Below are 1,450 nucleotides of genomic sequence, written 5' to 3'. Positions count from 1 at the left end.
GGAAACTTGCTTGTCCGGTTTGGACGGGGGCTGATTGTAAATAAAACAGCAAATATAAATCGCTGCATAAAACGCAATTAATCTATCCGTATCATAAAACATTATGATGAACCTTTTATTCCTGAATCTCATGATCAACAAGAAATAGATAATAAATATTTCTATAATGAAAATAATCAATTAGTTAAAGTTACGGATAAAGATAATAAAATTAAGATTATTTATGAATATGATAATAAAAATATATTAAGAAAAAAAATTAAAGTTTATTTTAGTCATAACGGCGATTGTTATAAAAATGTTTTTATTTATAAATACAATAAACAAAATCAAAAAGTTTATAAAATATATAAAGAACTTATCAAACCTAACAAAAATATATTTAGTTTTTTCAAACCAGAAAAACATATAAAATTCCAAAATAAAATTTTTTATGAATATAAATATAATGATAAAAAACAAAAAAATTTAAAGATTTGTTATTTTAATGATAAAATTAGTAAATTTAAATATCAATATGAAAGTTTTTAATTGCATAAAAATTAAAAAATAATTTCAACATATTAATTAAAATATTATTATCTTAATCAAAAAAACAAATTATAATTTTGAAAAATTATAATTTGTTTTTATTTTTTTATTATATAAACGATTTAAATTATATTTGTTACAAAAATTTAATAATAAATTTAAATTAATATTTTCCTTATAAGTTTGTGTATAATCAAAAGACAAAGGAACAGTTTTATCAATAGTTATTAATGAACGATTTAAATTGATTCTATCTTTAAATGGTTCTATTTTGTTTCGTAAATTATCAGGAATTTGTTTTAAATTTATTAACAAATTATCTAAATTATTAAATTTATGCAATAATTTAAGAGCAGTTTTAGGGCCGATGCCTGGAATTCCTATAATATTATCAGAATTATCTCCAATCATACTTTTAAAATCAACTATTTGTTCAGGTTTTAACTGATATTCTTTTTGTAATAGTTTAGTATCAAAATCACTGACATTTGTTAAACCTTTTCTTATCAAACGAATAGTAACATAATCATTAATTAATTGCAAAAAATCATGATCACTAGAATAAATATCTGTAATGATTTGTTGAGAACTAGCTTGTTGAGCGATAGTTCCGATAATATCATCTGCTTCATAACCTGTTTGATAATGATATTTAACTCCAGAAATTTTTAAATATTCCTGTACTAACACAATTTGATCTATCAATAGTTGAGGTATAAGAGGGCGACCTTTTTTATAATCTAAATAAATTTCTTTTTTTTTAGTTTTTCCTTGTGTATCGAAAGCAACTAAAATATGATTTTGAGTTTTTTCTAAAATTTTTTCAAACATATTGATAAAAATCATTAAAGCATCAAAATTATTTAAATTATTGTTATTTTCAATATTATTTATATCATCGAGATAGATTAACGCGGTT

Annotated in this window: 1 protein-coding gene; it reads right to left on the bottom strand. The window is 20.4% G+C overall.

Annotated features, from left to right (window positions below; translation table 11 throughout):
• Window positions 1-600 precede the first annotated feature (600 nt).
• A partial coding sequence (locus B2G44_RS01900; protein ID WP_078123153.1) for a 5'-3' exonuclease occupies window positions 601-1,450 on the bottom strand: 850 nt, incomplete at its 5' end.

This window comes from Candidatus Phytoplasma citri, from assembly GCF_002009625.1.
GTDB lineage: Bacteria > Bacillota_I > Bacilli_A > Acholeplasmatales > Acholeplasmataceae > Phytoplasma > Phytoplasma citri.
The sequence above is the reverse complement of the archived record's forward strand: the minus strand, read 5'-3'. Positions and strand labels throughout refer to the sequence as shown.